Annotated in this window: 24 protein-coding genes and 4 tRNA genes; 18 read left to right on the top strand and 10 right to left on the bottom strand. The window is 65.9% G+C overall.

Translation table 11 applies throughout. The annotated features are described in order from the left end of the window. Positions 1-203: 203 nt before the first annotated feature. Genes urtB through urtE form a run of 4 tightly spaced genes read left to right on the top strand, consistent with a single transcriptional unit; the run spans position 204 to position 4411 of the window. Positions 204-1805 (top strand): urea ABC transporter permease subunit UrtB, encoded by a 1602-nt coding sequence (gene urtB, locus AC1DEZ_RS11105; protein ID WP_476779694.1) that lies wholly within the window; start codon positions 204-206, stop codon positions 1803-1805. Next, complete coding sequence (gene urtC / locus AC1DEZ_RS11110) at positions 1802-2941, top strand: urea ABC transporter permease subunit UrtC (RefSeq protein ID WP_441511389.1); 1140 nt, start codon at positions 1802-1804, stop codon at positions 2939-2941. Before urtB ends, urtC begins: the two co-directional genes overlap by 4 nt. Before the next feature lie 5 nt (positions 2942-2946). Continuing rightward, complete coding sequence (urtD, locus tag AC1DEZ_RS11115; protein WP_441511390.1) at positions 2947-3711, top strand: urea ABC transporter ATP-binding protein UrtD; 765 nt, start codon at positions 2947-2949, stop codon at positions 3709-3711. Positions 3712-3715: 4 nt separating this feature from the next. Next, positions 3716-4411 carry an urea ABC transporter ATP-binding subunit UrtE gene (gene urtE / locus AC1DEZ_RS11120; RefSeq protein WP_441511391.1) on the top strand — a complete coding sequence of 232 codons (696 nt, stop codon included), beginning with the start codon at positions 3716-3718 and terminating at the stop codon, positions 4409-4411. Positions 4412-4459: 48 nt separating this feature from the next. Here the strand turns inward: urtE and AC1DEZ_RS11125 are convergent, their stop codons facing one another. The 3 genes from AC1DEZ_RS11125 to AC1DEZ_RS11135 all read right to left on the bottom strand — a co-directional run bounded on the left by AC1DEZ_RS11125 (position 4460) and on the right by AC1DEZ_RS11135 (position 5771). Next, entirely contained in the window at positions 4460-4864 is a 405-nt protein-coding gene (locus tag AC1DEZ_RS11125) for a carboxymuconolactone decarboxylase family protein (protein ID WP_441511392.1), read from the bottom strand. Next, a complete protein-coding gene (locus tag AC1DEZ_RS11130; RefSeq protein ID WP_476779695.1) occupies positions 4800-5228 on the bottom strand; it encodes a MerR family transcriptional regulator in 429 nt (142 codons plus the stop codon). The genes AC1DEZ_RS11125 and AC1DEZ_RS11130 overlap by 65 nt, the downstream gene beginning before the upstream one ends. Before the next feature lie 132 nt (positions 5229-5360). After that, on the bottom strand, positions 5361-5771 hold the full coding sequence (locus AC1DEZ_RS11135) for a DUF2000 family protein (protein ID WP_441511394.1): 411 nt from the start codon (positions 5769-5771) through the stop codon (positions 5361-5363). Between the two features lie 70 nt (positions 5772-5841). On the opposite strand from AC1DEZ_RS11135, the gene AC1DEZ_RS11140 reads away from it, so the two are divergent. The 3 genes from AC1DEZ_RS11140 (at position 5842) to AC1DEZ_RS11150 (ending at position 8363) form a co-directional block, all read left to right on the top strand. Continuing rightward, on the top strand, positions 5842-6642 hold the full coding sequence (locus AC1DEZ_RS11140; protein ID WP_441511395.1) for an AraC family transcriptional regulator: 801 nt from the start codon (positions 5842-5844) through the stop codon (positions 6640-6642). Between the two features lie 82 nt (positions 6643-6724). Further along, positions 6725-7711: a phosphogluconate dehydrogenase (NAD(+)-dependent, decarboxylating) gene (gnd, locus tag AC1DEZ_RS11145; protein WP_441511396.1), complete on the top strand. Its 987-nt coding sequence runs from the start codon at positions 6725-6727 to the stop codon at positions 7709-7711. A 31-nt stretch (positions 7712-7742) separates the two neighbouring features. Then, positions 7743-8363: a gluconokinase gene (locus tag AC1DEZ_RS11150; RefSeq protein ID WP_441511397.1), complete on the top strand. Its 621-nt coding sequence runs from the start codon at positions 7743-7745 to the stop codon at positions 8361-8363. Between the two features lie 9 nt (positions 8364-8372). Here AC1DEZ_RS11150 and AC1DEZ_RS11155 read toward each other — a convergent pair whose 3' ends face one another. Next, positions 8373-9809, bottom strand: coding sequence for a multicopper oxidase family protein (locus AC1DEZ_RS11155; RefSeq protein WP_441511398.1), 1437 nt, complete (start codon positions 9807-9809; stop codon positions 8373-8375). Between the two features lie 189 nt (positions 9810-9998). On the opposite strand from AC1DEZ_RS11155, the gene AC1DEZ_RS11160 reads away from it, so the two are divergent. From AC1DEZ_RS11160 to lon, 5 genes are all read left to right on the top strand, one after another. After that, positions 9999-10083 (top strand) — tRNA-Leu (locus AC1DEZ_RS11160). A 192-nt stretch (positions 10084-10275) separates the two neighbouring features. After that, positions 10276-11712, top strand: coding sequence for a trigger factor (tig, locus tag AC1DEZ_RS11165; protein ID WP_441511399.1), 1437 nt, complete (start codon positions 10276-10278; stop codon positions 11710-11712). Positions 11713-11873: 161 nt separating this feature from the next. Further along, the gene (locus AC1DEZ_RS11170) at positions 11874-12497 is read left to right on the top strand and encodes an ATP-dependent Clp protease proteolytic subunit (protein WP_441511400.1); all 624 of its coding nucleotides are present in this window, start codon (positions 11874-11876) and stop codon (positions 12495-12497) included. Positions 12498-12770: 273 nt separating this feature from the next. Then, a complete protein-coding gene (gene clpX, locus AC1DEZ_RS11175; RefSeq protein ID WP_441511401.1) occupies positions 12771-14039 on the top strand; it encodes an ATP-dependent Clp protease ATP-binding subunit ClpX in 1269 nt (422 codons plus the stop codon). Between the two features lie 348 nt (positions 14040-14387). Beyond that, the gene (gene lon, locus AC1DEZ_RS11180; RefSeq protein ID WP_441511402.1) at positions 14388-16814 is read left to right on the top strand and encodes an endopeptidase La; all 2427 of its coding nucleotides are present in this window, start codon (positions 14388-14390) and stop codon (positions 16812-16814) included. Between the two features lie 110 nt (positions 16815-16924). Here the strand turns inward: lon and AC1DEZ_RS11185 are convergent. Both AC1DEZ_RS11185 and AC1DEZ_RS11190 read right to left on the bottom strand, forming a co-directional pair. Then, positions 16925-17001: transfer RNA gene (locus AC1DEZ_RS11185), tRNA-Asp, on the bottom strand. A gap of 68 nt (positions 17002-17069) precedes the next feature. Continuing rightward, a tRNA-Val gene (locus tag AC1DEZ_RS11190) sits at positions 17070-17145 on the bottom strand. A 97-nt stretch (positions 17146-17242) separates the two neighbouring features. Between AC1DEZ_RS11190 and AC1DEZ_RS11195 the strand changes: the two genes are divergently transcribed. Both AC1DEZ_RS11195 and AC1DEZ_RS11200 read left to right on the top strand, forming a co-directional pair. Then, positions 17243-17731: a hypothetical protein gene (locus AC1DEZ_RS11195; protein ID WP_441511403.1), complete on the top strand. Its 489-nt coding sequence runs from the start codon at positions 17243-17245 to the stop codon at positions 17729-17731. A gap of 116 nt (positions 17732-17847) precedes the next feature. After that, a tRNA-Asp gene (locus AC1DEZ_RS11200) sits at positions 17848-17924 on the top strand. Positions 17925-17938: 14 nt separating this feature from the next. On the opposite strand, the gene AC1DEZ_RS11205 is transcribed toward AC1DEZ_RS11200, so the two are convergent. Then, a complete protein-coding gene (locus tag AC1DEZ_RS11205; protein ID WP_441511404.1) occupies positions 17939-18313 on the bottom strand; it encodes a hypothetical protein in 375 nt (124 codons plus the stop codon). 291 nt (positions 18314-18604) lie between these two features. On the opposite strand from AC1DEZ_RS11205, the gene AC1DEZ_RS11210 reads away from it, so the two are divergent. Both AC1DEZ_RS11210 and lhpI read left to right on the top strand, forming a co-directional pair. Further along, entirely contained in the window at positions 18605-18886 is a 282-nt protein-coding gene (locus tag AC1DEZ_RS11210; protein WP_441511405.1) for a DUF1488 family protein, read from the top strand. A gap of 450 nt (positions 18887-19336) precedes the next feature. Beyond that, positions 19337-21055, top strand: a complete 1719-nt coding sequence (lhpI, locus tag AC1DEZ_RS11215; RefSeq protein WP_476779696.1) for a cis-3-hydroxy-L-proline dehydratase — start codon at positions 19337-19339, stop codon at positions 21053-21055. Between the two features lie 89 nt (positions 21056-21144). On the opposite strand, the gene AC1DEZ_RS11220 is transcribed toward lhpI, so the two are convergent. The 3 genes from AC1DEZ_RS11220 to AC1DEZ_RS11230 are packed head-to-tail and all read right to left on the bottom strand — an operon-like array spanning position 21145 to position 23873. Further along, entirely contained in the window at positions 21145-22161 is a 1017-nt protein-coding gene (locus AC1DEZ_RS11220) for an ABC transporter substrate-binding protein (protein ID WP_441511407.1), read from the bottom strand. Positions 22162-22210: 49 nt separating this feature from the next. Beyond that, positions 22211-23077, bottom strand: a complete 867-nt coding sequence (locus tag AC1DEZ_RS11225) for an ABC transporter permease (RefSeq protein ID WP_441511408.1) — start codon at positions 23075-23077, stop codon at positions 22211-22213. 16 nt (positions 23078-23093) lie between these two features. After that, positions 23094-23873, bottom strand: coding sequence for an ABC transporter ATP-binding protein (locus AC1DEZ_RS11230; protein ID WP_441511409.1), 780 nt, complete (start codon positions 23871-23873; stop codon positions 23094-23096). Between the two features lie 128 nt (positions 23874-24001). Here AC1DEZ_RS11230 and AC1DEZ_RS11235 point away from each other — a divergent pair, with 128 nt between their 5' ends. Then, positions 24002-24667, top strand: a complete 666-nt coding sequence (locus tag AC1DEZ_RS11235) for a response regulator (protein WP_441511410.1) — start codon at positions 24002-24004, stop codon at positions 24665-24667. Continuing rightward, entirely contained in the window at positions 24654-26018 is a 1365-nt protein-coding gene (locus AC1DEZ_RS11240) for a sensor histidine kinase (protein ID WP_441511411.1), read from the top strand. Before AC1DEZ_RS11235 ends, AC1DEZ_RS11240 begins: the two co-directional genes overlap by 14 nt. Positions 26019-26047 lie beyond the last annotated feature (29 nt).

Raw genomic sequence — 26047 nt, forward strand, 5'->3', positions numbered from 1 at the left:
GGCACGGGAAAAAATCCCGGCCGCCCTTCATTCACCCGCTCACAGGCGACCCGTTTCCGATCGAGCCCTCATCCTGAGGAGCGAGCAAGGCTCGCGTCTCGAAGGATGGTCCAGAGCGCGCTGGAGCCATCGTTCGAGACGCCTCTGCGTAGCTCCTCAGGATGAGGACTGAGATTGAACCAAGCGTGAGACGAACCGGCCCGATGCTCATCTTCCATCGCCTGAAGCACGCGATCATCATCCTCGTGGCGCTCCTCGCCGCTTCGGTCGCTTCCTTCGCGCAGACGGCCGACGAAGCCTTCACGCGGCTCGCAGCCGACAGCTATTCGGATACCTCCCGCGCGATCGAAATCCTCGTTTCGACGGCTCATCCGAATGCGTCGCTGATCATCGAGGCGCTCGGCGACGGGCGGCTGCTCGTCGGGGCGGGCGGTGTCGTGGTGAAGACAGCTGCGGGCGGCTTGGTCGACGCCCGGACCGGGCACGCGCTCACCGCGGCGCCCGCAGGACTGAAGACGGTGCGCCTCAACAACAGCGTGCGCCGTGCCGTGCAGGCCGCGCTCGGTGGCTTGAGCCTGCTCAATCCCGATCCGGGCAAGCGCATCTCCGCGGCGGAGGCCGTCTTCAAGTCGCGCGATGCGGGCCTGCTGCCGATCGTCGAGGCCGCGATCGGCAAGGAGACCGATCCGCGCGCGCTCGCCGCCTTGCGACAGGCCCAGGCCGCGATCCTGATCGCCAAGCCAGATGCCCAGCCGCTCGATCGGGTCGCGGCTGTCGAGGTGCTGCGCGAACGCGGCGATCAGGATGCGCTGGCGGCGCTGCGCGGTCTCTCCGGCGAGATCACGCCGACGCTCCGTGATGCGCAGAGCAGGGCGGTCGCCGCCATCGAGGGCCGGCTGAAGCTATGGGCCGTCGTACAGAACCTCTGGTACGGCCTCTCGCTCGGCTCGGTGCTGCTGCTTGCGGCCATCGGTCTCGCCATCACCTTCGGCGTGATGGGTGTCATCAACATGGCCCATGGCGAGATGGTCATGCTCGGTGCCTACACCACCTTCGTGGTGCAGGAACTGATCCGCACGAACGCGCCCTGGCTCTTCGATTGGTCGCTGGCGATCGCGCTGCCTGCTGCCTTCATCGTCGCCGGGGCGGTCGGCATCGCCATCGAGCGCGGCGTCATCCGCTTCCTCTATGGCCGGCCACTGGAGACGCTGCTGGCGACCTGGGGCATCAGCCTGATGCTGCAGCAGGCGGTCCGCACCGCCTTCGGCCCGACCAATCGCGAGGTCGGCGCGCCCGCCTTCATGTCGGGCGCCTTCGAACTCGGTGGTCTGGCGATCACCTACAACCGGCTCTGGATCATTGTCTTCGCGGCGCTGGTCCTCGCGGCACTCCTCGCCATCCTCAAGCTGACGCCGATGGGCCTGCAGATGCGCGCCGTCACCCAGAACCGGCGCATGGCCTCGGCGATGGGCATCCGCACCGGCCGCATCGACGCGCTGACCTTCGGGCTGGGCTCGGGCGTCGCTGGCCTTGCGGGCGTTGCGCTCTCGCAGATCGACAATGTCAGTCCGAACCTCGGCCAGAGCTACATTATCGACAGCTTCATGGTCGTGGTCTTCGGCGGCGTCGGCAATCTTTGGGGCACGCTGGTCGGCGCGATGACACTCGGCGTCGCCAACAAGCTGCTCGAACCCTATGCCGGCGCCGTGCTCGGCAAGATCGCGCTGCTGGTCTGCATCATTCTCTTCATCCAGAAGCGACCGCGCGGCCTGTTCGCGCTGAAGGGCCGGGCGGTGGAAGCATGATCACCCGCTTCCTCCTCCAGAACATGGACAAGCGTGCCGGAATCTTCCTGGCGATCCTGCTCGGTCTCGGCGTGCTGGTGCCGCTGGCGAACCTGCTGCTGCCGGCAAGCTCGCCCTTCCACGTTCCGACCTCGACCATGTCGCTCTGGGGCAAATATCTCTGCTACGCGCTGCTGGCGGTCTCGCTCGATCTCGTCTGGGGCTATTGCGGCATCCTCAGCCTCGGCCACGGCGCCTTCTTCGCGCTCGGCGGCTACGCCATGGGCATGTATCTGATGCGCCAGATCGGCACCCGCGGCGTCTATGGCAATCCGATCCTGCCCGACTTCATGGTCTTCCTGAACTGGCAGGAGCTGCCCTGGTACTGGTGGGGCTTCTCCTCCTTCCCCTTCGCCATGCTGATGGTGCTGCTGGTTCCCGGCCTGCTCGCCTTCGTCTTCGGCTGGTTTGCCTTCCGCTCGCGCGTCACCGGCGTCTATCTCTCGATCATCACCCAGGCGCTGACCTATGCCTTGCTGCTCGCCTTCTTCCGCAACGATATGGGCTTCGGCGGCAATAACGGCCTGACCGACTTCAAGGACATCCTCGGCTTCAACGTCCAGGCGCAAGGGACCAGAGCCGCTCTGTTTTCAATGACCTGCGTGATGCTGGCGGTGGGCTTCCTGATCGCCCGCGGCATCGTCGTCTCGAAGCTCGGCAAGGTGGTGATCGCGATCCGAGACGCGGAATCCCGCACGCGCTTCCTCGGCTACCGGGTGGATCGCTTCAAGCTCTTCGTCTTCACCGTCTCGGCCTGCATGGCGGGCGTGGCCGGTGCGCTCTACGTGCCGCAGGTCGGCATCATCAACCCCAGTGAATTCGCCCCAGCCAACTCGATCGAGACCGTGATCTGGGTCGCGGTCGGCGGGCGTGGCACGCTGGTCGGCGCGGCGCTCGGTGCCGTGGTCGTAAACTGGGCCAAGACGGTCTTCACCTCCGGCTTTATGGCGCCGTACTGGCTCTTCGCGCTCGGCGGGCTCTTCGTCGTCGTCACGCTCTTCCTGCCCAAGGGCATTCTGGGCACGGCCGAGGCCCTGTGGGCGCGTCGCCGGAAGCCCGAAGCGACGCCGGCCGCCGAGCCGGCACCGGCGGAGTGAAGGCGATGAACGCTCCCGTGCCCGGCGCCCTGACCTCCTCGCTGCTCTATCTCGACGGCGTCAGCGTCTCGTTCGACGGCTTCAAGGCCATCCGCAATCTCTCGCTGACGATCGAGCCCGGCGAGATGCGCGCCATCATCGGCCCCAACGGCGCCGGCAAGACCACGATGATGGACATTATCACCGGCAAGACAAAGCCGGATGTCGGCACGGTGATGTTCGCCGGCACCGTCGATCTCACCCGTCTCGACGAGGCCGCGATCGCCAATCTCGGCATCGGCCGCAAGTTCCAGAAGCCGACGGTTTTCGACTTCCACACCATCGAGGACAATATCCTGCTCGCGCTGAAATCGAAGCGCACGGTCGGCAAGACGCTGTTCTGGAAAACCGGGGAACCTCAGCAGAAGCGGATCGATGACATCCTCGGCATCGTGAAGCTCGCCGACAAGCGTGACCGGTTGGCCGGCTCGCTCTCGCACGGCCAGAAGCAGTGGCTCGAGATCGGCATGCTGCTGGCGCAGGACCCCAAGCTCCTGCTCGTCGACGAGCCCGCCGCCGGCATGACCGATGGCGAGACGGCGCAAACGGCCGTGCTGCTCAAGGAGATCGCCAGGGATCATTCGGTGATCGTCGTCGAGCACGACATGGGCTTCATCCGCGAGCTCGGCGTGAAGGTCACGGTGCTGCACGAGGGCTCGGTGCTGGCAGAGGGCCCCCTCGATCAGGTCAGCGCCAATGAGCGCGTCGTCGAAGTCTATCTGGGGCGATGATGCGATGCTGACCGTCGACGCCATCAATCTGCATTACGGCGCCGCGCAGGCCCTGCGCCATGTTTCGATCGCTGCGGAGCCCGGCAAGGTCACCTGCGTGATGGGGCGCAACGGCGTCGGCAAGACCTCGCTGATGCGCGCCATCGTCGGCCATCAGCCGATCTCGGCAGGCCATATTCGCTTCGACGGAGAGGAGATTTCCGGGCTGCGCAGCGAGGAGCGCGCGCGCGCCGGCATCGCCTATGTGCCGCAGGGGCGGGAGATCTTCCCGCTGCTGACGGTGAAGGAAAATCTGGAGACGGGCTTTGCGCCGCTGAAGCGCAGGGATCGCTACGTCCCGGATGAACTCTTCGACCTATTCCCCGTGCTGAAGTCGATGCTCGGCCGGCGCGGCGGAGACCTCTCGGGTGGCCAACAGCAGCAGCTCGCTATCGCGCGAGCGTTGGTCACCCGGCCCAAATTGCTGGTTCTGGACGAGCCGACCGAGGGCATCCAGCCTTCGATCATCAAGGATATCGGCCGCGCCATCGACTATCTCCGCCAGAAGGGCGGCATGGCGATCGTGCTGGTCGAGCAGTATTTCGACTTCGCCCGCGATCTCGCCGACACCATGTTCGTGATGGACCGCGGCGAGGTCGTGCTGTCGGGGCCGATGAACGAACTCGACGGCAATCAGGTGCAGCGGTTGATTCAGGTGTGAGGGCAGAACGCGCTGACCGGGAGCCAGCGGGGCCTACTGAGCCCTGGCTCAGGCCGCGAGGTCGCGCGCCGCAAACACCTCCTTGGCCGCGAACAGCCCGTTCAGCGCGGCTGGAAATCCGGCATAGACCGCCATCTGCATCAGGACCTCCGTGATCTCCGGGCGCGAGAGCCCGACATTGAGCCCCGCCTCGATATGCACCTTGAGCTGCGGCGCGGCATTGCCCATCGCCGCAAGCGCGGCGATCGTCGCGATCTCGCGGGCGCGCAGGTCGAGACCGGGCCGCGAATAGATGTCGCCGAATGGAAACTCCAAGACATAGTCGGCGAAATCAGGTGCGACATCGGCGAGCGCCGCGATCACCTTGTGGCCGGCTTCGCCGTCGATCTCAGCGAGGGCGCGCTTGCCGCGTTCGAGACGAGTGTTGGCGGCGTTGGAAAAGCTCTGCGTCATAATCGTCGATCCTCTTCTCGGCGTCGCCATAGCCGGCGATTTTGGTGTCGAGGACGAGAAGGCAGGCGTTGAGCTCCGCAACGCGGGCGCGGACCTGCTCGCGGTGACGCTCCAGCTGAGTGCGGCGCTCGGATTCCGTGCCAGAACCCTGTTCTCGCAAAGCCGCGTAGCGCAGCATCTCGCGGATCGGCATGCCCGTGGTCTTGAACTTGCCGAGGAACTCGATCCAGACGAGGATCGAAGCGTCGTAGTCGCGCTGGCTCGACCGGTCCCTGTCGGCATAGGGCAACAGCCCGATCCGCTCGTAATAGCGGATCGTATGGGCCGATAATCCCGAACGCCTGGCCAGTTCACCGATTTTCATGGGCGCCTTCTTCTCATCACGACGCCTTGGAAGCTACGGGTTCGAGCGCGCTCTAAGTCAAGCGTCTGTCGGCGAGAAAATGAGAGCGCCGCGAGGGTGCCCGGCGCTGGCATGCGAGCTTGAATCGAAATCTCAGCCGTGAAGCTTCAACCCCTTGACGATCTTATCGATTTCCTTCCGTTCGGCATGCAGCCCGAGGCCGACAAGGTCGAGATCGGCCGTCGTGACCGCCGCCACCGCCGCACGGTTGTCGACGTCGTTGCCGGTCGTGAACAGCTCATTCGTATAGAGATGAGCCCGCACGCCGCGGCCCTGCGCGCGCTGCATCACCTGTTTCAGATCCTCAGCCGTGGCGGCGAAGATCAGCACGGGCTGGCGGATCAGCGGGCCATAGAAGCGGCCCGAACCGTCCTGATACGGTTCTCCCGCAATTTCGGGGGCAGCGCCGACAAGCCCTCCCGACAGGAAGCTGGCGACGTTGAGTTTCTGCCAGGTCGCGAGATTCTCGCGCACCACGATGGCGATCTTGGTATCGTAACGCATGGATCGAGCGATAGCCGAAGCGGGAAGGGCGCGTCTTGAACGATCGTGCAGATCGGGGGGCGAGGATTGGGTGCGGCTCGGCAGCGGGACTGATGGCATCGAGCGGATCGAGGCCTTCTTTCGCGGCTACGCCTATGACCCGCACCGCCACGACACCTACGCTTTCGGCCTGACGCTCTCGGGCGTGCAATCCTTCGATTATCGCGGCGCACGCTGTGACAGCCTCAGCGGCCAAGCCATCGTCATCCATCCGGACGAAGTCCATAACGGGCGTTCCGGCATCGCTGAGGGCTTCCGCTACCGCATGCTCTATGTCGAGCCGCGGTTGATCCGCGACGCGATGGGCGAGCATGGCAAGGCCTTGCCCTTCGTTTCCTCCGCTGTCTCGCAGGACCGGCGCCTGGTCGCCGCCATCGCACGCGCGTTGCGAGATTTCGATGCGCCGCTCGACTCGATGGCCGTCGACGATCTGATGCAGCGGCTTGCGGATGCCTTGCTCGCCCTCGATCCCTCGGCAGCCAGCCCCAGACCAATGCGCTCCGATGTCGCGGCACTGGAGAAGGCGCGCGACTATCTCGACGCCCATACCGCCGAGGGGGTCGATTCGGTGCGGCTCGAGGCCGTCTCCGGTCTCGATCGCTTCGCGCTGGCGCGTCAGTTTCGCGCGGCCTTCGGCACCAGCCCCTATAATTATCTGATAATGCGCCGCCTTGACCGCGCCCGGCGCCTGCTGGCGCAGGACCTGTCGCTGGCGGATGCCGCCTTGGCCTGCGGCTTCGCCGATCAGAGCCATCTGACCCGCCAGTTCCGCCGCGCCTATGGCGTCACACCGGGGCGTTGGCGAGCCTTGCAGAGCCGGGCCCGGACATGACGCCGGAACTGCGCCGGCTTGCCCCGCCCGCCGCCTCCATGCTTGAAGCAGCGACAAAGGCGGGCTTCGCGGAGTGTCGGATATGCAGCTTGGAGTGATTGGCCTCGGCCGCATGGGGGCCAACATCGTGCGCCGCCTGATGCGCGCCGGCCATGAATGCGTGGTTTATGACCGCGATCCGAAGCCGGGCCAGGCGCTGGCCGCCGACGGCGCGACCCTTGCGGCCGATCTCACGGACATGGTCGCCAAGCTCAAGGCGCCGCGCGCCATCTGGGTGATGCTGCCGGCCGGCAAGATCACCGAGGCGACATTGGCCGAGCTGGCCGGCCTTGTTGCCGGCGGCGATACGCTGATCGACGGAGGCAACGCTTTCTGGAAGGACGATGTCCGCCGCGGCAAGGAGCTCGCGGCCAAGGGCATCCACTACATGGATATCGGCACCTCCGGCGGCGTCCACGGCCTCGACCGCGGCTACTGCCTGATGATCGGCGGCGACAAACCGGCTTTCGACCGGCTGGAGCCGATCTTCGAGGCGCTGGCGCCGGGCAAGGGCGATATCGAACCCACCAGGCATCGCGAGGGCCGCAATCCGACGAGCGAACAGGGCTATCTGCATTGCGGCCCGACCGGCGCCGGCCATTTCGTCAAAATGATCCATAACGGCATCGAATACGGCATGATGCAGGCCTTCGCGGAGGGCTTCGACCTGCTGCGCAATGCCTCCGCCAAGGAAGGCCTTCCGGCCGAATACGGCTTCGATTTCGACGTGGCGGAGATCGCCGAGGTCTGGCGCCGCGGCTCGGTCGTCACTTCCTGGCTGCTCGACCTCACGGCAGAGGCGCTGGCGGCTGACGAGGAGCTGTCCTCCTACACCGGCAACGTCTCGGATTCCGGCGAGGGCCGGTGGACGGTCGATGCCGCCGTCGAGACCGCGACGCCCGCGGAGGTGCTGACCTCGGCGCTGTTCGCGCGCTTCCGCTCGAGGGTGGATCACACCTTCGGCGAAAAGATCCTCTCCGCCATGCGCGCCGGCTTCGGTGGCCATGTCGAGCCGAAGAAGCAGGGGTGAGGCCGTGAGCTCACAAAAGCTGGCAGGTTCCTTGAGCCTTCATCCTGAGGAGGCCGCGGCAGCGGCCGTCTCGAAGGATGCTCCAGAGCGCTCTGAAACATCCTTCGAGGCGCAGCCTGCGGCTGCTCCTCAAGATGAGGGCTCGCCCATCAGGCCCGCCGTCATCGTCGTCATGGGCGTCGCCAGCTCCGGCAAGACCTCGCTGGGCGAGCGGCTGGCCGCGCGGCTCGGCTGGCCTTTCCGGGACGCCGATTCCTTCCATCCGCCCGAGAACGTCGCCAAGATGGCCGGCGGCACGCCGCTGACCGACGAGGATCGCAAGCCCTGGCTCGCCGCGATCGCCGCCTGGATCGACGATCTGCGGACGAAGGGCGAGCACGGCATCGTCACCTGCTCGGCGCTGAAGAGGGCCTATCGCGAGGTGATCGTCGGCGATCGGCCGGACGTCGCGCTGGTCTATCTCAAGGGCTCGCGCGAGCTGATCGGCCGGCGCATGGCCGCCCGGCAGCATCATTTCATGCCGCCGGCGCTGCTCGACAGCCAGTTCGCGACGCTGGAAGAGCCCGGGCCGGACGAGCGGCCGCTCGTCGTCTCCGTGGAGGACAGCAAGGACGCGATCGTGCAGGACGTGGTTGACCGGCTGGGGCTGTGAGGCTCAGCCTCACGTCACCTCGAACCACGCCCACACGCCGAGGTCGAAGCGTTCCAGCACGGTCGATGAGATCAGCCAGCGGCCGGGATTGTCGGCGATGAAGGCGATGTGCAGCCTCTTGCGCTCCGGGATCTGCACCGTGTCGAGGAAGTAGTTCTCCCAGCCATCGTCGAGCGGGTGCAACAGCCGGAAGCTGTGGCCATGGACGTGCAGCGGCTGGATGAAGGCGGTGCGGTTGTCGATGGCGATCACCATCGGCGTGCCGCGCTTCACGCTGAACAGCGGCTTGGCGTCGAGGCTGCCGACGCCGCCATTGACCAGCCAGGGCCGGGCGAGATCGAGGCCGGAGAAGTCGAGCTTCTGGTCGTCGCCGAGCTTCGCGCCCCCCTCGATCACGATCTCCGGACGCGTCGCATCCTGCATGCGGACGGCGGCGGGCAGCGACGGGTTGAGCTTGAGCGCGGGAACCGCCGCGGGCGGGACCTTCGGCTCGCCCGCGGTCACGATTCGCACCAGCGGCAGGCCCGGCCCGATCAGGGCGGTGACGTTGACCGAGGCGCCGACTTCTATCGGCAGATCGAGGACCACATCGTAGCGCGTCCCGGGCGCGAAGGGCAGTTGCGAGCGAACCGGCTCGAAGCTCTCCGTCGGCTGGCTGTCGACCGCGATCACGGTCGGTTTGCCGCCATCGAAGCGCAGCCGCATGATCCGGGCGTTGCAGGCATTGGCGAGGCGCAAGCGGATCCGCGCGCCCGGCCTTGCGGTCACCGGCAGCGGCGGGGAGCGGCCGCTCACGGTGAGCCAGCTGCCAAGCCGGCCGGCGGAGGCTGCGGGGTTGCCTTGCAGGACGAAGGGCTGGAGCGATTGGTCGTCGCCCAGGAGCCAGTCCGTCACCAGCACGGGCAGGTCGAGCTCGACCGCAGGCGGCTCCGGCTCCTCGACGATCAGCAGGCCGCTCAGACCGCGGCCACAGGGCTCCGAGGAGCCGCCGAGGACCAGGGGCCGGTAGAGCAGGGTGCCGCTGTCCGGCGGGGTCAGGCGGATTTCGCCGGTCTCGCCCGGAGGGATCGGCGGCTGGCTGAAGCCGCCGACGCCGTCGCGTGCTGCTTGGCCGCGCAGACCGTAGCAATGCAGCCCGAGCGGGGTCGTCGTCCGGTTCTCCAGCTTCAGGCTCAGCGTTTCCCCCTGCTTGATTCGCAGCGTCGGGCCCGGCGTCACCCCGTCGAAGGCCCAGATCTCCGTCTCGGCGGCGGGCGTGGGGCGCAGCCGGGCCTTGGCCGGGGCAGCCGTGAGCATGCGGGGCTGCGCGACATCCGGCGCTTTCGCTGGCGCGGCCTGCGCCTGCGCGAAGCCCGTCGACGGCGCCAGCAATCCGGCGCTGCCGAACCCGGCGAGCAGATGCCGGCGGGACAACAGGGCGGGGCGGGCAAGGCGTGGTTTCGTCATGACATATCGCATAATCCGCGTGGGCTGCTCTGGCGAGAGGCGCCACGCGGCGCGCCGTGGAAACACGCGCCGGAAGGGTTCTTTGCAGAACCGTCATTTTTTTGCTGCAAGCGCCGGCCGAAATGCGTATAGCACCGCGGCTTAACGATGGCCGCGCTGCGTTTGCTCGCACGCAGCGCTATCGGGCCGGCGGGCGTGGCGGAACTGGTAGACGCACTGGATTTAGGTTCCAGCGGCGAAAGTCGTGGGGGTTCGAGTCCCTCCGCCCGCACCATCGGCCTAGATCGCCGCGCGCCCTTGCGGGTGCGGAACGGCGGTCTATGTGTTTGTTGCCGCATCGGATTTTCCGAGGAGTGGGTTCCACTTTTTGGTCCGATGCGAGAGTTTTTCGCGAGCGCGGCGGCGGTCGGAACCGGCGTCGCGCTTTGGACATTGAGACGTAAACGAGCTGTTGGCGGTAAAAAAAATGAACGTGACCGAAACCCTGTCCCAGGGCCTCAAGCGCGAATTCCAGGTGGTGCTGAACGCCGCCGACCTGAAGACGAGGCTCGACGACAGCCTGCAGGACCTTCAGGGCAAGGCCAAGATCAACGGCTTCCGTCCGGGCAAGGTGCCGGTCGCCCATCTGCGCCGCCTCTATGGCCGTTCGGTGATGTCCGACGTGCTGCAGAACGCCGTCAACGAAGCCAACCAGAAGATCGTCGCCGACAACAACCTGAAGCTCGCCTTCGAGCCGCAGATCCGCTTCCCCGAGAACAAGGACGAGATCGAGGCCGCGATGGAGGCCAAGGGCGATCTCGCCTTCACCGTCGCGCTCGAGGTTCTGCCGAAGATCGAGCTGGCCGACATCTCCGACGTTTCGCTGACCAAGCCCGTCGCCGAGGTTCCAGACGCCGATGTCGACGCCGCCCTGCTGCGCATGGCGTCCGGCAACCGCACCTATTCGCCGAAGGGCGAGAAGGCCAAGGCCGAGAGCGGCGACCGCCTGATCATCTCCTATGTCGGCACCATCGACGGCAACGCCTTCGAGGGCGGCACCGGCGAGGGCATCCCGCTCGATCTCGGCTCCGGCCAGTTCATCCCCGGCTTCGAGGAGCAGCTCGAAGGCGCCAAGCAGGGCGAGACCCGCACGATCAAGGTCACCTTCCCGGAGAACTACGGCGCGGCCCATCTCGCCGGCCAGGCGGCCGAGTTCGTGGTCACCGTCACCGAAGTCCAGGGCCCGGATGCCGTCAAGATCGACGATGAGCTCGCCAAGGCCTTCGGCATGGAGTCGCTGGATGCCCTGCGGGCCGCCGTGAGCGAGCAGATCGGCCGTGATTTCCAGGCCCAGTCCCGCCGTAAGCTGAAGAAGGGCCTGCTCGACGCGCTCGACGGCAAGTACACCTTCGAGCTGCCGCCGACGCTGGTCGAGCAGGAGTTCAACAGCGTCTGGAGTCAGGTCGAGGCCGACATGAAGGCCGCCAACAAGACCTTCGCCGACGAGGACACCACCGAGGACGCAGCCCGCGCCGACTACCGCAAGATCGCCGAGCGCCGCGTGCGCCTCGGCCTCGTGCTGGCCGAGATCGGCGAGCAGGCCAAGGTCCAGATCTCGGATGACGAGGTCACCCAGGCCCTGATCGAGCGCGCCCGCCAGTTCCCGGGCCAGGAGAAGCAGGTCTGGGAGTTCTATCGCAAGAACCCGCAGGCGCTGGCCGAGATCCGTGCCCCCATCTTCGAGGAGAAGGTCGTCGACCACCTCCTCGGCCAGGTGAAGGTCGAGGATCAGACCGTCTCTCGCGAGACGCTCTATGCCGACGACGAGGCCGAGGAGACTGCCGAGGCCAAGCCGAAGAAGGCCGCCGCCAAGAAGGCCAAGAAGGCCGAGGCCAGCGAGAAGGCTGACGACGCCTCCGCCTGAGGCCGCCGGCAACCTTAATGCCAACATTCGCGCCGCCGGCCTTCAAGACCGGCGGCGCTTCCCTTTTCAGCCGCGTTCGCCGTGCTTATGTGGTTGTCTTCCTAGCAGCCGTTGATTCGATAAACCGCCGCAATCCGGCGCTATCACCCGAGGACTGAGCCATGCTTCGCGATCCGATCGAGACCTACAACAATCTCGTCCCGATGGTGGTCGAGCAGTCGAGCCGYGGCGAGCGCGCCTTCGACATCTAYTCGCGCCTGCTGCGSGARCGCATCATCTTCCTGACCGGCCCGGTCGAGGATTTCTCCGCGTCGCTGATCGTGGCGCAGCTTCTCTTCCTCGAGGCCGAGAACCCCAAGAAGGAAATCTCCTTCTACATCAATTCGCCCGGCGGCGTGGTCACCTCCGGCCTGTCGATCTACGACACGATGCAGTTCATCCGCTGCCCGGTCACGACGCTCTGCGTGGGCCAGGCCGCCTCGATGGGCTCGCTGCTGCTGACGGCCGGCGCCAAGGACATGCGCTTCGCCCTGCCGAACGCCCGCATCATGGTCCACCAGCCTTCCGGCGGCTTTCAGGGCCAGGTCACCGACATCCTGATCCACGCCAAGGAAGTCGAAAGCCTGAAGAAGCGGCTCAATGAAATCTACGTGAAGCACACCGGCCGCAGCTACGAGGAAGTCCACGCCGCGCTGGAGCGCGACAACTTCATGACCGCCGAGCAGGCCAAGGAGTTCGGCCTGATCGATCAGGTCATCGAGAAGCGGCCGGAAGAGGCGGCCTGAGCCCCGCGACGCGGGGTGTCGAACCTGTGGGTTGGCGTGCCGGCTCACAGGGGCCATATTGAAAGAAGATCGGCCCCGTGTTTGCATGGGGTCGGGGGTGAGCGGACGAGCGCTCCACTATGATCCGGTTTGGATTGGCCCTGCGTTTCCGGATGTATCGGAACGGGTCGTTAACCTAATCATCGTGATCTGAGCGCTTATTTATGACGGAGAGACGACGGTTGCATCCGCCTCGGCTGATGTGGTCCCGGTCTCCGGAACTGGAGATGGACAATGGCTAATAAGCCCGGCGGCGACTCTAAGAGCACGCTGTACTGCTCTTTCTGCGGCAAGAGCCAACACGAGGTCCGCAAGCTCATCGCGGGCCCGACCGTGTTCATCTGCGATGAATGCGTCGAGCTCTGCATGGACATCATCCGCGAGGAATCGAAATCCGCGCTGGTGAAGTCGAAGGACGGCGTGCCGACTCCCAAGGAGATCCGCAAGGTTCTGGACGACTACGTCATCGGCCAGGATCATGCCAAGAAGGTGCTCTCGGTGGCGGTCCACAACCACTACAAGCGCCTCAGCCACGCGACGAAGCACAACGACGTCGAGCTGGCGAAATCCAACATTCTGCTGATCGGGCCGACCGGCTCGGGCAAGACCCTGCTTGCGCAGACGCTCGCCCGCATCCTCGACGTGCCCTTCACCATGGCGGATGCGACGACGCTGACCGAGGCCGGCTATGTCGGCGARGAYGTCGAGAACATCATCCTGAAGCTGCTCCAGGCCTCCGACTACAATGTCGAGCGGGCGCAGCGCGGCATCGTCTATATCGACGAGATCGACAAGATCAGYCGCAAGTCGGACAATCCCTCGATCACCCGCGACGTCTCGGGCGAGGGCGTCCAGCAGGCGCTGCTGAAGATCATGGAGGGCACGGTCGCTTCGGTTCCGCCGCAGGGCGGGCGCAAGCATCCGCAGCAGGAATTCCTGCAGGTCGATACCACCAACATCCTCTTCATCTGCGGCGGTGCCTTCGCCGGTCTCGACAAGATCATATCGAGCCGCGGCAAGGGCACCTCGATCGGCTTCGGCGCGACCGTCAAGGCGCCCGACGAGCGCCGCACCGGCGCGATCTTCCGCGAGGTCGAGCCCGAGGATCTGTTGAAGTTCGGCCTGATCCCGGAGTTCGTCGGCCGCCTTCCGGTTCTGGCGACGCTGGAGGATCTCGACGAGGCCGCGCTGAAGACGATTTTGACCGAGCCGAAGAACGCGCTGGTCAAGCAGTATCAGCGCCTCTTCGAGATGGAAGACACGCAGCTGACCTTCACCGACGAGGCCGTCAGCCTGATCGCCCGCAAGGCGATCGAGCGGAAGACCGGCGCGCGCGGCCTGCGTTCGATCATGGAGGGCATTTTGCTCGAAACCATGTACGAGCTGCCCGGCCTCGAGGGCGTCGAGCAGATCGTGATCGGCCCGGAAGCGGTGGAGAACAAGGCGCGGCCGCTGTTCATCTACGCGGAGCGCGAGGACGAGACCAAAACCGCCTCGGCCTGAGATTTTTCAAGCCTTGTGACAACGCGACGCGCGCCATTGGCGCGCGTTTTGCGTTGTGATGGGCATTGGCTCGTCGCAGTGCCGTACTGCGACAGCTTCGTGGGAGATTGAACCGTCGCAGGTCTTGGTTTCCGTCCTTCGCCTGCTGCAGGACAGCGGTGCATGGCCCGGATACCTCGCTTGAAAGCCGGCGAGGAAGTCTCCACCTTAGGTGCACTTGCGAGAGTCGCATGCCTAGCTAGGGTGCGATGCGCGGGGGCGGAGGAGCGAATGGTCGCTCTGGCCGCATACGTCCGATCGCTCAGCCCATCTTGGGGGGGTGCCGGGCGCAACTGCAAAGGAACTGCCATGACTGGCTCGACGCCACGCGCTCCCTTCGTCCCAGGCGAGACCGGCACCTACCCGGTTCTGCCTTTGCGCGACATCGTCGTCTTCCCGCATATGATCGTCCCGCTCTTCGTCGGGCGCGAGAAGTCGATCCGCGCSCTCGAGGAAGTGGTSAAGACSGACGGSCTSATCCTGCTKGCGACSCAGAAGAACGCCGGCGATGACGACCCGCAGACCAAGGATATCTATGAAATCGGCACGCTCGCCCGCGTGCTGCAGCTTCTCAAGCTGCCCGACTCCACCGTGAAGGTGCTGGTCGAGGGCGTCGGCCGCGCCAAGGCGCTGTCCTATTCCGCGACCGAGTCCTACTACGAGGCGGAGGCCACCGGCCAGGCCGAGGAGGAAGGCAAGAAGGTCGAGGTCGAGGCGCTGGCCCGTTCGGTCGTCAGCGAGTTCGAGAGCTATGTGAAGCTCAACAAGAAGATCTCGGGTGAGATCGTCGCTGCGGTCTCGCAGATCGACGAGCCCGCCAAGCTCGCCGACACGGTCGCCTCGCATCTGGCGGTGAAGATCGCCGATCGCCAGGGCGTGCTGGAGATCACCAACGTTGCCCATCGTCTGGAGAAGGTGCTCTCGCTCATGGAAAGCGAGATGTCCGTGCTCCAGGTCGAGAAGCGCATCCGCTCGCGCGTCAAGCGCCAGATGGAGAAGACCCAGCGCGAGTACTACCTCAACGAGCAGATGAAGGCGATCCAGAAGGAGCTGGGCGACGGCGAGGAAGGCCGTGACGAGCTGGCCGAGCTGGAGGAGCGCATCGCCCAGACGAAGCTGACCAAGGAAGCCCGCGACAAGGCGACGGCCGAGCTGAAGAAGCTGCGCCAGATGTCGCCGATGTCGGCGGAGGCGACCGTCGTGCGCAACTACCTCGACTGGATGCTCGGCATCCCGTGGGGCAAGCGCTCGAAGATCAAGAAGGACCTCAACGCCGCCCAGCTGGTGCTGGACGACGATCACTTCGGCCTGGACAAGGTCAAGGACCGCATCGTCGAGTACCTCGCCGTGCAGCAGCGCGCCAACAAGCTCGCTGGCCCGATCCTGTGCCTTGTCGGCCCTCCCGGCGTCGGCAAGACCTCGCTCGGCAAGTCGATCGCCAAGGCGACGGGGCGCGAGTTCGTCCGCATGTCGCTCGGCGGTGTGCGTGACGAGGCCGAGATCCGCGGTCACCGGCGCACATATATCGGCTCGATGCCCGGCAAGATCATCCAGTCGATGAAGAAGGCCAAGACCTCCAACCCGCTCATCCTGCTCGACGAGATCGACAAGATGGGCCAGGACTTTCGTGGCGATCCCTCGGCGGCCCTGCTAGAGGTGCTCGACCCCGAGCAGAACTCGACCTTCAACGACCATTACCTCGAGGTCGACTACGACCTGTCGAATGTGATGTTCGTGACGACGGCGAACACGCTGAACATCCCGCCGGCCCTGCTGGACCGGATGGAGGTGATCCGCATCGCCGGCTACACCGAGGAAGAGAAGACCGAGATTGCGCGCAAGCACCTGATCGCGAACGCGATCAAGAAGCACGGGCTGACCGGCAAGGAGTGGTCGATCACCGACGAGGCTCTGCAGACCCTGGTGCGGCGTTACACCCGCGAGGCCGGCGTCCGTAACCTCGAGCGCGAGATCTCCAACACCGTCCGCAAGGGCGTGAAGGACATCGTGCTCGGCAAGAAGGACAAGGTCGTCGTCGACGAGAAGCTGCTCGAGGAATATCTCGGCCCGCCGCGCTATCGCTACGGCATGGCGGAGACGGAGAATCAGGTCGGTGTCGTCACCGGCCTGGCCTGGACCGAGGTCGGCGGCGAATTGCTGACGATCGAGGGCGTCATGGTGCCCGGCAAGGGCCGCATGACCGTCACCGGCAACCTGCGCGACGTGATGAAGGAATCGATCTCGGCGGCGGCGTCCTATGTCCGCTCGCGGGCCGTCGATTTCGGCATCGAGCCGCCGCTCTTCGACCGGCGCGACATCCACGTGCACGTCCCGGAAGGGGCGACCCCGAAGGACGGGCCTTCGGCAGGCATCGCGATGGCGACCGCCATCGTCTCGATCCTGACCGGCATCCCGACCAACCGTGACGTCGCCATGACCGGCGAGATCACGCTGCGGGGCAGGGTGCTGCCGATCGGCGGGTTAAAGGAGAAGCTCCTGGCGGCGCTTCGCGGCGGCATCAAGAAGGTGCTGATCCCGGAGGAGAACGCCAAGGATCTGATCGATCTTCCCAAGTCGGTGAAGGACGGCATGGAGATCGTCCCGGTCTCGCGCATGGAGCAGGTGCTGCAGCATGCGCTGACCCGCCAGCCGGTTCCTATCGTCTGGGAAGAGGATCTGAAGGCCGTGCCCGCTCCGGGGGCGGACGACGAGGCGGCGGGCGTCGTCGCCCACTGACTTTCGGCCTGAGGAATGAGAGCCGCCGGTGCGCAAGCGCCGGCGGTTTTCTTTTGGGTGCCGGCAGGATGATCCATCCGGGTAGGACTGGCCGGCATGTCCGGGGAAACTGGCGCGGGCGACGGGGCTCGAACCCGCGACCTCCGGCGTGACAGGCCGGCACTCTAACCGACTGAGCTACGCCCGCGTTTTGCTGCGACGCGCGGTCGTCAGCAGGGTCTGGACCATGGCTAGGCCACGATGTCCGGGAAGGGCTGGTGGGCAGTGACGGGCTCGAACCGCCGACATCCTCGGTGTAAACGAGGCGCTCTACCAACTGAGCTAACCGCCCCCGGTGCTTGCCGTTTAAGGCCTGAAGCGTCGCATCGCAAGCGCCCCCCGTCGCTCGTGTGTGGACGAATCGCGGCTTCCGGCCGAATTCCGCCATCTTGATCGGCAGGCTGGCCGGGGTGAACGCATCTTTGCAGAATCGCTTCCGCTCGCGCTGCCGGCGGCCCCTTGCCGTCGCGGCTCTCGCAGCCGCTCTGGGGCTGGAGCCGGCATTGGCGCAAACGCTGCTCCCGGATTCCTTTTTTGCTGGCCGCCCGGCCTTCTCGCAACCCGAGCAACCGGGCCAACCGGCAAGTTGCGAAGACGTCGCCGGACAATTGCCCGGTTCGATCCCGCCAGATTCGCGTGTGGATATGGCGATCACCGGCACCGTGTCCTTGATTCAGACCGATGGGACGCTCTGGTATGTCGCTGTCTGCGCTGAACCCGGCATCCGCGTGCTGTGCGTGACCTACAGCGCCAACGATCTCAAATTGGGCGACAAAGCCCTCCTGCGAGGCGGATATAACCGTCAGGACCGCCGACACGTGCTGCTCGATCCCTGCCTCGCATCGCCTGACATGGGAGGGGGCACGCCTGAACCGTGAATGCCGGCGAAGGGATTTTTCCCCAGATGTGAATTTGCCGGCATCACGCGCTTGACACTTCCAGCCGGGGGCAATACTCACCACGTCGCTGACGGCGAATGCCTCAGCCGCCCAGCGCGGGCGTAGCTCAGTTGGTTAGAGTGCCGGCCTGTCACGCCGGAGGTCGCGGGTTCGAGCCCCGTCGCCCGCGCCATATAAATCAAGAGGTTAGTCGCTAATCTCTTGCTTCCGGTAGAAATTCCGGCCGACTCGGTTATAATTTTCGTCGCGTTTTGTTCTCGCGACGTTTGGCTCGGCCCCTCTCCTTATCGCATCCACTTCCCGCACTGTCGCCAGGTCGACCGGATTCTTCCGCAGTCGGGTGGAGGCAGCAAGGGTACTGGCGATCTTGGCCGACACCGCCTGAGGGTCGGCACCGCCCGCCGTCCCTCCGACAGGGCCCGACTGTCGCATGTCAGAAAACGCCCGATCGAGCGCCGCCGAACGCTCACGGGTCCGCGCCTGAACGCGCCCCGGTTGTTCGATCTCCGCCAGCTCCTCCGAGCAGACCATCTTGAAGCCCTCCTCGAACTCGAGCCCCACGGAATTCCCATGGTGCCGCGCGCGAAGACGCGGCACCACCGGCCTTTCCGGCTGCAACGGGCCCAGCTGTAGATGTCGTTGGAAAGTGCTCGTCCGCGCCTGCTGGACAAGTCTCCGTGAGCGGGGCTGACAGCCAGCGCCAGCGTCACGTTTGGGTCAGCTTTCGACAATAGCGTTGCCGGGTGGAACTCGCCCATTCTGGCGATGTTGGGCTTGGGGCGCCGGCCCGAGAAACTCCTGCTCCGGCGCATTTTTGAGGAATATCCCGCATTCGAGTTGATGAGGCAGACCATGGCTTTCGTTTTCGACGAGAAAACCGCACCCGATCTTGCGAACTGGCGGCAGAGCGTCAGGTTCTGGATGGTGGATGGGCCCAGGCGAGCGCCTTGCCAGATCGGGTTTTCCACGCTGCGCGAGCTCGGGCCTGAGAACCTCGAAAACGACAGGCAATGCCTCGCTCAATTTTATCTGCACTGTGCAATGATCGCGGCAGCGGCTGCGCGCCTGCTTTCCGCGGGGGCATCCGACGGCAGCTCGATCGTCCAGGTCATGCTCGCGAACTTGATCACCTGATCTCAGGGGCTAGGGCGACGGGCATTCGCCAGCAATTGCCGCTTGCGGCTTGCTCCTCCAGCGTTTGGTGGATTTCCGGCGGCCGGTCGTAGGGTTCGGTGCCGATGAACCTCGCCACGAGGCGGGGGCGGAAATCCCCGTCCATGCGGCTGCGACTACGCGCGTGCCTCAGCAAAAACGCGAGGGGCTAACCGCGCCATTCTTATAGCATTCCCAGAATTTTACGGTCCTTTCCTCGACAAGGGTTTGGGCTCGTCGGAACGGAACCCTCGGCAAATTCTGGAGGGATGCGCCGCTCTCGTTCGGCACCAGCTCGTCCGGCGCGGCTGCGAGACGATGAATGGTCCGCGGCGAAGGGGGCTTCAATAAGTCCCGCTGATCAGGTGAGATGGCTTCGTGCCGGCGAGGGTGCTGCTACGCGCCTTCGCGGTACCTTTTCCGCTCCACCCGATGACCAGCGAGAGGGATTTATCTTTGCGCCGCGACGTTGGAATCTCGCTCCTTCCCGGCACGGCCTCCGGGCCGGTCGTCGTGCTGGGGGAGCCGTTGAGTTTCTGGGGCGGGGTCGATGCGGCCACGGGAACGGTGATCGACGTGCACCACCCGTCGCACGGCGTCTCGCTCGCCGGAGCCGTGGTGCTGATGCCGACCAGCCGCGGCTCCTGCTCGGGCTCGGGCGTGCTGCTGGAACTCGCGCTTTCCGGGCGCAGCCCCGCGGCTCTGGTCTTTGCCGGCCCCGAGGATACGCTGACGCTGGGCGCCATCGTCGCCGCGGAAATGTTCGGACATCCCATTCCGGTTATTCGCCTGCCGACAGAAGCGTTCGACGCGCTCTCTTCCGCGTCCGGGGCGCAGGTTATGTCGGACGCGGTCCTGGCCGATGGCGGGCGGCTCCATATCCCGCTTTCCGCCGCTGCGCATGGCGACCTGGAGCTGTCAGCCAGCGATCGCCGCTTGCTCACGGGCGGCGAAGGAGTGGCCGCACAGCAGGCCATGCGTATCGTCTGCGCCATGGCCCAACAGCAGGGCGCGACCGCGCTCGTCGATGTCACGCGGGCTCATGTCGATGGCTGCATCTATGCCGGACCGGCCAATCTGATCTTCGCCGAGAAGATGGAGGAGTTGGCAGCCCGCGTTCGCGTCCCGACGACCATGAACGCGATTTCGGTGGATCACGCCAACTGGCGCCGACAGGGCGTGGCGCCGGCGTTCGGCGAGCCTGCCGCGCACTTGGCCGATGCCTATGTCCGCATGGGCTGCCGGCCGAGCTTCACCTGCGCTCCCTATTCCCTGCCGGAGCCGCCCGGGCTGGGCGAGGCGATCGGCTGGTCGGAATCGAATGCGGTGATCTTCGCCAATTCGGTCTTGGGAGCCCGGACGGCGAAGCACCCCGATTTCCTGGACTTCTGCATCGCGGTCACCGGCCGCGCGCCACTTGCCGGGGCGTTCCTCGACGAAGGCCGGCGCGCCCGCCGTGCGGTTCGGGTGGATTTGCCGGAGGGGGCGGACAGCGCGGCCTGGCCGTTGATCGGCTATCTCGCCGGACTGGCCGCGCCGGATCGGGTCCCGTTGATCAAAGGGCTCGCGCAGGCGCGCCCGACGCGGGACGATCTCAAGGCGCTCTGCGCCGCGTTCGGTACGACCTCGGCGGCGGCCATGCTGCATATCGAGGGTATCACGCCGGAAGCGGACAGCCTCGGCAGCAGCCCCGAAGACGAGGTCGTCATCACGCGTGCTGCGCTGGCAGCCGGCTGGCGCCAGCTGAACGACGGGCCGGCAGGCATCGATCTCGTCGCGATCGGCAGCCCTCACGCCTCACCGGAAGAGTGCAGGGCCGTCGCCGAGCGGCTTGGCGGACACCGCCTTGCAGGCAATCTCTCCGTCATCATCACGACGGGCCGGGACGTCCTCGCCGCTGCCAAGGCCGAGGGGACCCTGGCAAGTCTTCGAGAGAGCGGCGTCGAGGTCATCCCCGATCTCTGCTGGTGCTCGATCACGCGCCCGGTCTTTCCGGAGAGGGCGAAGGTGGTCCTCACCAACTCCGGAAAATATGCGCATTACGGACCCGGGCTCTCGGGCTGCACCGTCAGGCTCGGAACATTCGAGGACTGCATCGAAGCGGCTCTCTCCGGCGCCGCGCCAGCGCGTTTGCCGCGCTGGCTGTCCTGAGCCGGTCCGCGTGCCGCTGCTCGCCAGTCCTGCGCCGCGGGACGCGTGGTCGCGTCCCGCCACATAGCTAGGTTCGATCCGCGTTCCGCTCAGCTGCCCTGGCGGCCGGCGATCTGCGGCACGAACATGTCGCTCCACTTGGCGGGCTTCACCTTGATCGAGCCGGCCTTGTGCATGAACTCGGCGAATTTCATCACGCCCTCGGGCGTCGCGGTGAAGCGCGAATCCTTGTCTTCGATCATCTGCTGCACCTCGGCGGCGTCGACCTTGACCTTCGAGCTCTTGGCGAAGATCTCGGCGGCAAGCTTCTTGTCCTTGGCGATGAGGTCGTTGGCGTCGTCCATCGCGTCGATGAAGGCCTGGGTCATCTTAGGGTTGGCATCGACGAACTTCTTCGGCGCGAACGTGACGTCGAGCGTCAGATTGCCGAGATAATCGACCGAGTTGAGTACGCGGTGGATGCCGGGGCTCTTGGCCTCGATGTACTGGAAGGGCGGCGAGGTGAAATGCGCCTTGATCTCGGTCTTGCCGCCGATCAGGGCCGCGAGCGCCTCCGGATGCGGCAGGCTCACCGTCATCGGGTCCATCTTGGCGTAGTTGGCGTCGCCGAATTCCTTGGCCGCGATCATCTGCAGCACGACGGCGGCGAGCGAGGTCTTGATGCCGGGCAGGGCGATCTTGTCAGTCCCGGTGAAGTCCTTGAGCGACTTCAGCTCAGGCTTGTTCGACATCAGCCAGAGCGAGGTCGAACTCATGCCGGAGACGCCGACAACCTCGACGCCCGGGATGCCCTTGGCCTTGGCCCAGAGCGTGACGAAGCCCGGTGCGCCGGTGCCGGCGAAATCGAGCGTGCCGGCCATCATCGCGTCGTTGATGACGTTGCCGCCGTCGAGCATCAGCCAGGTCACCTTGACGTCGCCGAGGCCCGCGGCCTTGGCGCGCTTCTCCAGGAACTGCTGGTCCTGCATCACGATGAGCGGCAGGTAGAGGATGCCGAAGCCCTTGGAGACGCGGACCTCGCTCACCTCGGCGCGGGCCGGGGCGGTGAGTGCCGCGCCGAGCGCTGCGACGGTGAAGGCGCTGCGCAGGAATGTCTTGAATGCCATAGGTGTTTCCCTCCGAGTGACGGCCGTTCGGCCTTGTGGATATGAACAGTCAGTGCTGCATGCCCCAGCGCCGGATCGTCTTGCGCTCGATGGTGGCGAAAATGACGTTCTCGACGAAGAGGCCGATCAGGATCACCGTGAACAGGCCGGCGAAGACATTCGCCGTCTCCAGCTGGTTGCGGTTCTCGAAGATGAACCAGCCGAGGCCGCCGGAGCCCGACGAGACGCCGAAGACCAGCTCGGCTGCGATCAGCGTGCGCCAGGCGAAGGCCCAGCCAACCTTGAGGCCGGTCAGGATCGCCGGGAAGGCGGCCGGGATCAGGATGAGCCGCACCAGCTTCAGGCCCCGCAATCCGTAATTCTGCCCGACCATGCGCAGCGTGTTCGAGACCGAGCGGAAGCCGGCATGGGTATTGAGCGCGATCGCCCAGAGCACGGAATGGACGAGCACGAAGATCACGCTGCCGGTGCCCAGCCCGAACCAGATCAGCGCCAGCGGCAAAAGCGCGATCGCCGGCAGCGGGTTGAACATCGATGTCAGGGTTTCCAGCAGGTCCGCGCCGATGCGCGATCCGATGGCCAGCGTCGTCAGCAGGGCGGCGAGTACGATGCCGATGCTGTAGCCGATGATCAGCGTCTGCAGCGACACCAGCATGCGCTGCGGGATGACGCCGTTGACGATGTTCTCGACGAAGGCCGTGACGGTCTGGCCGAAGGTCGGGAACAGCAGGGGATTGCCGAGCCAGCGGCCATAGGCCTCCCAGGCGATGGCGAGGACGGCGAGGATAAGGCCCTTGCGGACGAAGCCGAGGCGGTAGATCCGCTCGGCCCAGCCGATGGTCTTGGCGACGACGGGGGCGTCGCTGGAATTGACGTCGCGGATGATTTCCGGGCGGAAGCTGACGAGGTCGGTCATGTCGGTCTCCTCCGGTTCAATGATGCGCGAAGAGCATGTCGTTGATGCGGGTTTCGAGCGCGGCCTGCTTGCCGGTGCCCATCTCCTCGGGCGGCACGCTGTTGAGCTCGGCCTTGACCTCGCCGGGATGTGGCGAGAGCAGCAGGATGCGGGTGCCGATCTTGATCGCCTCCTCGATCGAGTGGGTGACGAAGAGCACGGTGAACTTGGTGTCGTCCCAGAGCCGCAGGAGTTCGTCCTGCATCTTGCGGCGGGTGAGGGCGTCGAGCGCTGCGAAGGGCTCGTCCATCAGCAGGACGTCGGGCTCCATCGCCATGCCGCGCGCGATGGCGACGCGCTGCTTCATGCCCCCGGACAGCATATGCGGATAGCTGTCGATGAACTTGGAGAGGCCGACCTTGTCGATATAGGAGCGGGCGCGCTCCTCGGCCTCGGCCTGGGTGGCGCGGCCGGAAGCCGTCAGCGCGAAGACGACGTTCTCGCGTACCGTCTTCCAGGGCAGGAGCTGGTCGAATTCCTGGAAGACCATCATGCGGTCGGGACCGGGGCCGGAAACCTTGCGGCCCTTCAGGCTGATCTCGCCCTCGACCGGCGTGAGATAGCCGCCGATCGCCTTGAGCAGGGTCGACTTGCCGCAACCGGACGGGCCGAGCAGGACGAAACGGTCGGACGGATAGACGTCGAAGGAGACGCGGCGCGTCGCGGTCACCACCACGTCGGGCGTCTTGTATTGCAGCGTCACGCCCTCGACCGAGAGGAGCGGAGTCGCAGAAGCGGCGTCGAACGGGGCTAGCATGCACCCTCCCATGTCTCGTTTCCATGCGCACTTATGGGCGCTTGCGAGATGGGATAGCCTAGTAAGCTGACGTGAACCTGACTGGCGCCGCCCGGCGGGTCGGAGCGCGTCCAGGGAGGTCAATCCGCTTGCGCGTGCTCGTCGTCGAAGACACCGCCGATATCGCCGAGGCCGTGGTGATGCGGCTCGAGAAGATTGGCCACGCCGTCGATTGGGAGCAGGACGGCGTTACGGCGGCCGAACTGCTGGCGGTGCAGGCCTATGACCTCGTCATCCTCGACCTCAGCCTGCCCGGACAGGATGGGCTCGCGGTTCTCCGTCAGATGCGGGCGCGGCGGCTGGCAACGCCGGTGCTGGTGCTCACAGCGCGCTCGGCCGTGGACGAGCGCATCGGGGCGCTCGATCTCGGCGCCGACGACTATCTGGTCAAGCCCTTCGATTATGGCGAGCTCGAAGCGCGGGCGCGAGCACTGCTGCGGCGCAGCGCCGGGCAACCCGACAATCTGCTGCGAGTCGGGCCGCTCGCGATCGACCGGGCGGGGCGGGTCGCGACCATCGCCGACCGGCCGCTCAACCTGACGCGCCGCGAGCTGACCGTGCTCGAAATCCTCGCCGCCCGGCCCGAACGGATCGTGCCGAAAGAGGAGCTCGTCGAGCAGCTCTTCAATTTCGACCAGGAGCCGAGCCCCAACGCGGTCGAGCAATTCGTCGCGCGGCTGCGCCGCAAGCTTGCCGACACGCCGGTCGAGATCCGGACCCTGCGCGGATTGGGCTACCAGCTTGCGGTGGTCTGAGCTTCGCCTTTCGCTGCGCTTCCGCATCATCGCCGTCCTCACGGCGGTGCTGGCGGCGGGAGCGGTCGTGCTCGGCCTTGCGGCCTGGCATTCGGCCTCTCTGGCGGCGCGTCAGGCCTATGACCGGCTGCTCGCCGGCGGGGCAGTGCAGATCGCCGAGAACGTCTACGTCCAGGGCGGGGTAGTGACGCTCGATCCGCCCGTTTCCGCGATCGCGACGCTCGCGGCCTATGACCTCGTCTTCTACAAGATCGTCGATCCCCGTGGCGTCGTGGTCGCGGGCTACGACGATCTCGCTTCGGAGGCCGATCCCGCGGATATCCGCGCCGGTGTGGTCCTTGAGGACGGCCTCTATCAGGGCCAGCCGGTACGCATCGCCACCCTGGCCCGGCAGATCGATCTTCCCGGAACCAACAACTGGGCGACCATCGTCGTCGCGCAGACGACCGAGGCGCGGCGCGCGCTTGCCCGCGACCTGACGCTCAAGGCGCTCGGCGTCATCACCGTTATGAGCCTGCTCGCCCTTCTCGCGACGGGCTATGCCGTGACACTGGCGCTGAAGCCGCTGACGCGCATCGAGCGCGAGATCGCAAACCGCCGGCCCGACGATCTCAGGCCGATCGCGGCCGAGCCTCCGGCGGAAATCCGGAATCTCGTCGAGGCGATAGACGACTTCATGCGCCGCCTGTCCGAGCGCATGGCGATCATGCAGCGCTTCATCGCCGACGCCGCCCATCAGATCCGCACGCCGCTGGCGGCGCTCGATGCCCAGGTCGAAATCCTGCTCGCGACGCCCGCATCACGGCGCAAGGCCGACACCGTCAAGCGAATCCATGAACGCACGGCAGAGCTCGGCCGCCTCACCGGGCAGTTGCTCGACCATGCGATGGTGATTCACCGCAAGGATGCCGCCGCCGCGGCAGCGGTCGATCTCAACCAGCTGGCCAAAGCCGTTTTGGCCAAGACGGTGCCGCTCTCGCTGCCCCGCGAGGTCGACATCGCCTTCATCCCGGCCGAGCCGCCGCCAATCGTGAATGGCGATGCGGTGAGCCTGCGCGAAGCTCTGGGGAACCTGATCGACAATGCATTGAAGCACGGTGCCGACAGCCGGCTTGTCGTGACCGTGGGCGAAGACGCAGAGCACCTCTGGGTCGACGTCGCCGATGATGGCGACGGATTTCCGGAGCCGTCCGCGGAGCTGTTCCGCCCTTTCGCGAAGGGCGCTGCCTCCAGCGGTTCGGGGCTGGGGCTGTCCATCGCGCTGGAGGTCGCGAAGGCTCATGGCGGAGAACTTGCGGTGCGACGCGAGGGCGGGATGACGCGGGCGCGCCTCATCCTTGCGCGGACATGACCGGCGCTCGAACGGCCGCGCGTTGATCG

It is taken from the genome of Allobosea sp. 10L422 (assembly GCF_056395345.1).

Excerpts from the sequence above, each read along its gene's own strand:
- AC1DEZ_RS11210 (WP_441511405.1), top strand. The coding sequence starts at position 18,605 with ATGGCTTTCGTTTTCGACGAGAAAACCGCACCCGATCTTGCGAACTGG.
- urtE (WP_441511391.1), top strand. The coding sequence starts at position 3,716 with ATGCTGACCGTCGACGCCATCAATCTGCATTACGGCGCCGCGCAGGCC.
- AC1DEZ_RS11225 (WP_441511408.1), bottom strand. The coding sequence starts at position 23,077 with ATGACCGACCTCGTCAGCTTCCGCCCGGAAATCATCCGCGACGTCAAT.
- urtD (WP_441511390.1), top strand. The coding sequence starts at position 2,947 with ATGAACGCTCCCGTGCCCGGCGCCCTGACCTCCTCGCTGCTCTATCTC.
- AC1DEZ_RS11230 (WP_441511409.1), bottom strand. The coding sequence starts at position 23,873 with ATGCTAGCCCCGTTCGACGCCGCTTCTGCGACTCCGCTCCTCTCGGTC.
- gnd (WP_441511396.1), top strand. The coding sequence starts at position 6,725 with ATGCAGCTTGGAGTGATTGGCCTCGGCCGCATGGGGGCCAACATCGTG.
- AC1DEZ_RS11130 (WP_476779695.1), bottom strand. The coding sequence starts at position 5,228 with ATGAAAATCGGTGAACTGGCCAGGCGTTCGGGATTATCGGCCCATACG.
- AC1DEZ_RS11125 (WP_441511392.1), bottom strand. The coding sequence starts at position 4,864 with ATGACGCAGAGCTTTTCCAACGCCGCCAACACTCGTCTCGAACGCGGC.
- AC1DEZ_RS11135 (WP_441511394.1), bottom strand. The coding sequence starts at position 5,771 with ATGCGTTACGATACCAAGATCGCCATCGTGGTGCGCGAGAATCTCGCG.
- AC1DEZ_RS11155 (WP_441511398.1), bottom strand. The coding sequence starts at position 9,809 with ATGACGAAACCACGCCTTGCCCGCCCCGCCCTGTTGTCCCGCCGGCAT.
- AC1DEZ_RS11220 (WP_441511407.1), bottom strand. The coding sequence starts at position 22,161 with ATGGCATTCAAGACATTCCTGCGCAGCGCCTTCACCGTCGCAGCGCTC.
- urtB (WP_476779694.1), top strand. The coding sequence starts at position 204 with ATGCTCATCTTCCATCGCCTGAAGCACGCGATCATCATCCTCGTGGCG.
- urtC (WP_441511389.1), top strand. The coding sequence starts at position 1,802 with ATGATCACCCGCTTCCTCCTCCAGAACATGGACAAGCGTGCCGGAATC.
- tig (WP_441511399.1), top strand. The coding sequence starts at position 10,276 with ATGAACGTGACCGAAACCCTGTCCCAGGGCCTCAAGCGCGAATTCCAG.
- lhpI (WP_476779696.1), top strand. The coding sequence starts at position 19,337 with ATGACCAGCGAGAGGGATTTATCTTTGCGCCGCGACGTTGGAATCTCG.